Annotated in this window: 2 protein-coding genes; both read left to right on the forward strand. The window is 68.7% G+C overall.

Features of this window, described 5'->3' with window-relative positions:
• Positions 1-205 (forward strand): hypothetical protein (locus C1I95_RS36820; protein WP_233514066.1); only part of this gene is annotated, 205 nt, incomplete at its 5' end.
• A gap of 852 nt (positions 206-1,057) precedes the next feature.
• Positions 1,058-1,613 (forward strand): APC family permease (locus C1I95_RS33800; RefSeq protein WP_499878001.1); only part of this gene is annotated, 556 nt, incomplete at its 3' end.

A 1,613-nucleotide genomic window follows, 5' to 3' on the forward strand; every position in this document is an offset into this window, starting at 1 on the left:
CCCAGCGCCCGCCCGCATCCAGACAGCGTTGAATCGCCTGGCCTACCTCACGGGACTCCTCATCCAGGAAACGGGCCACCTGCTCGTGTCGAACACCCTCGACACCGAAATCCGACACGGGGCGCGTCCGGCCTTGCCCGCTCGCCTACGGTCCGACCGGTTGGATACCGAAATCAGATCTGCCGTGCTCCGATCGCCGACGTGATCAGTCTGGAAGCAGAGTGAGTTCTTCGCTCCGATGTGGGCAGATTCCGTGTCGATTCTTCGTGTCGACGGTGTTCGACAGTCCATCACCCCGCCATAACTGATCCGACGACATCGACAACTGCGACGTCAGGACAACCCGGTACGGCAGGTGACCCGATACCTGTGGAGCCGGATTGGGTCGCAGCCGGTGGCGCGAGCTGCTGCTCGTGTCGCCTGAGAGTGGGGAGGCCGGGTGCGAATCCGACTCGACACGTCGGCCGGCGGGCCGCCCGGGACTGGGCTGCATACCCCGCTGCAGGTGCCTGTGGCGCCCACCGTCGTGGCGGTGGTGATCGGCGTGGGAACAACAGCCTGGCTGCTGGCGCTTTCGCCAAGATCCGTTGCGCCAGCGGCCGGCCTTGTGCTGGTGCGCGCGTCTGTGCCCCACGTCGCGATTGCCCCAGGCGTGGCTGTGCGCGCTCGTGGAACCGCCTGGTCCGTTGCCCCGACCGCCACCCCGCACGCGGCGGGGCCGCCGGCGCTGGCAGGAGGAGGTGTCGTCAGTCTCTCGCGCCGTTTCTCCGTGCCGGCGGCATCACCATCCACGGTTCACCCGGAGGCGCGCATCAATGAGCCGGGGGCAGTCGAGCCACCCATCGCACCCTCTCGAACATCGAAGGAGACCCCTCGTGCAATCCCTTGGTACACGTCGCTACGCCCCATCTCCACCTCGCAGGGTGGACGCCGGACGCCGGTGGTTGGCAAGACCGGTGTTTGCGCCGGGCGGCGTGTTCGAGCACTCGGTGCACGGCTGCGGCAACCTGTCGTGCCCCGACTCTCCGCAGTGGGGTGAGGTGCGGTGACGGCGGGGATGCAGGTGGCGTTGGCGCGTCGGACGATGACGCCGTTCGGGTTGTGGGCGTTCGGGGCAACGGCGTCGGCGCCGGTGGTGGTGCTGGTTGGTGGTATCCCGGCGATCTACGCGACCACCGGTGTGACGGCGTTGCCGTTGACGTATCTGCTGGTGGCGGGTGCGGTGGCGCTGCTGGCGGTGGGCTACACGGCGATGGCGCGTCAGGTCGGGCACCCGGCCGCCTACTACGGCATTCTTGCCCGTGGTCTGGGTCGGGGCTGGGGTGTGGCCGGCGGGTTCGTCGCTTTGGTGGCTTACAACGGGATCCAGATCAGCCTTTACGGGCTGCTCGGCGCGACCCTCGCTGCCCTGATCGGTGGGTCGTGGTGGGTGTGGGCGGGCCTCGCCCTCTTGGCGGTCGCGGGGTTGGGACGCGCGCCGATCGTCCGGTCGACGTGGCTTCTGTCCACCGTGCTGGTGGTGTCGCTGGTGATCGTGGCGTCGTTCGTGCTGGCCGGTGTGGGCCAGGCTGCGGGCGGTGGCGTGTCGTGGGAGGGTTTCGACGTCTCGGGGC

It is taken from the genome of Micromonospora craterilacus, from assembly GCF_003236315.1.
GTDB lineage: Bacteria > Actinomycetota > Actinomycetes > Mycobacteriales > Micromonosporaceae > Micromonospora > Micromonospora craterilacus.